Genomic DNA, 2,348 nt, shown 5'->3' on the forward strand with positions numbered 1-2,348 from the left:
TCACCCCGCACCACACCCGCCACATCCCGCAACGCATAGAACGCCGTCAGGAACACCACCGGCACCGACGCGGCCCGAGTGAACGACCAGCCCTCCGGGACCTTCGCCACCAGGCGCCGGTCGACCACGGCTACGGGGCCGCCGTACGAGCCCTCCATGAAGCCCATGACCCGGTCACCGGGCGCGAGGTCGGTCACACCGGGCCCCACCTCGGTGACCACGCCCGCTCCCTCGCCGCCGAACGGCAGATCGCTGGACGGTACGACGTCGAGCGCGAGGAGGACGTCACGGAAGTTGAGTCCGGTCGCGCGCACGGAGACCCTGATCCGGCCCTCGGTCAGCGGCTCCAGCACCTCCGGGCAGGCGACGATGCGCAGGTCCCCCAGGCTGCTGCCGCTGTTGATGTCCAGGCTCCAGGCGGGTGTGGCCGGCGGTATCGGCAGCGCGGCGGAGGAACGAGCGGGTTCGAGACGGGGTGTGTACGCAACGCCGGCCCTGATCGCCACCTGCGGCTCACCGGTCGCGATCACCGCCGGAACGGCGTCGGCCGATCCCGGTTCGCCGTCCAGGTCCACGAGCAGCACACGACCGGGGTGCTCGGACTGCGCAGACCGACCCAGGCCCCATACGGTCGCGCCGGCCAGGTCCAGATCCTTGCTCCCCGCTCCGTCCTCCACGGCGACGGCTCGCCGGGTGAGGAGTACCAGGCGGGTGCCGTCGAGGCGGTCGTCGGTGAGGAAGGCACGCAGTGTCTCCAGGGTGCGGTGCGCGGTGCGGTGTGCTGCCGCGTCCGGACGGGTGGAGGCGGCGTGTTCCTGTGCCGTGGTGGCTTCCTCGGAGGTGACCGACACCACGACCGTGTCCGGCACGGCCGAAGCCGTGGGCGTGCCCGTGGCACTCAGGAGGCTCTCGATGTCCTCGTGGAGGTCGAGGGAGAGGCCCGCTTCAGCCAGGCCGAACCGGTCAGGACCGACGAGGGTGATGCGACCTTCCGGCCCTCGCGGAGCCGACGGCGACGGCTGCGGTGACCAGGCCAGTCGGTGCAGCGCGTCGTCCGTCGTGTCACGGCCGCCGCTCAGGGCGGCCAGCTGTCCGGCGTCCGCCGAGCGCACGACCAGTTCCGACACGCTCAGTACGGGAAGCCCCGTCCCGTCGGCGGCGACCAGGCTCAGTGTGTCGGGGGCGGTGCGGGTGAGGTGTACGCGGAGGGTCGTCGCACCCGTGGCATGCACGCGCACGTCGTTCCAGCTGAACGGCAACTGCACCCCACCGGCACCGGCACCACCGGCCTCACCGGCCTCGACGCCCATCACATGCAGCGCTGCATCCAACAACGCCGGATGCACCAGAAACTCACCCGACGCCGACTCACCCGGCAACACCACCTCGGCAAAGAGATCGCCACCACGCCGCCACGCCGCCCGCAACCCCCGGAACGCCGGCCCGTACCCGTAACCCCCCTCCGCCAACCCCTCGTACAACCCGTCCGTCACCAACCGCTCCGCACCCTCAGGCGGCCACACCTCCAACCCCGCAACCTCACCAACCGAACCTTCCGAACCACCCGAACTACCCGAACCTTCCGAACCTTCCGAACCATCCGGCACCACCACACCCACCGCATGCCGCACCCACGGCACACCCTCACCCACCCGCGCGAACACCGACACCCCACGCCGACCACCCTCACCAGCGGCCTCGACGAGCAGTTGGAGCTGGACGCCATCACCGGCCGGCAGGACCAGCGGGGTCTCCAGCGTGAGCTCCTCCACGACCTCGCAGCCGGCCCGCTCACCGGCGTGCAGCAGCATCTCCAGAAACGCCGTACCGGAGAGCAGCACCGTGCCCTGCACGGCGTGATCGGCGAGCCAGGGCTGTTCCTTCAACGACAGCCGCCCGGTCAGCACCAACCCACCGTCACCGGCCAACTCGACCACCGCACCCAACAACGGGTGCTCCGCCGACACCAACCCCGCCGCCACCACATCAGCCCGAACCACCGGAACATCCAGCCAGTACGACTCGTGCTGGAAGGCGTACGTCGGAAGGTCCGCGACCGGACGTGCGTCCGGTCCGAAGGCCGGCGTCCAGTCGACGGGAACACCCGCGACATACACCTCCGCCAGAGCGGTGTAGAAGCGGTCCAGACCGCCGTCGTCCCTGCGCAGGGAACCCGACACGATCCCGTCCGGCACCGCATCACTCAACGCCGACACCAGGACGGGGTGAGCACTGATCTCCGTGAACGCGGAGAAGCCCTCCCCGGCCAGCGCCGTGACCGCGGTGTGGAAACCGACCGGCCGGCGCAGATTGCGATACCAGTAACCGCCGTCCAGCTCCGGACCCTC

1 protein-coding gene is annotated in these 2,348 nt (G+C 70.5%); it reads right to left on the reverse strand.

The genetic code is table 11. The features are described 5' to 3' along the window. A partial coding sequence (locus ACIGO6_RS41605) for a polyketide synthase dehydratase domain-containing protein (RefSeq protein WP_399886023.1) occupies positions 1 to 2,348 on the reverse strand: 2,348 nt, incomplete at both ends.

Origin of the sequence: Streptomyces sp. NPDC053750, from assembly GCF_044544295.1 — a bacterium.
Taxonomy (GTDB): domain Bacteria; phylum Actinomycetota; class Actinomycetes; order Streptomycetales; family Streptomycetaceae; genus Streptomyces.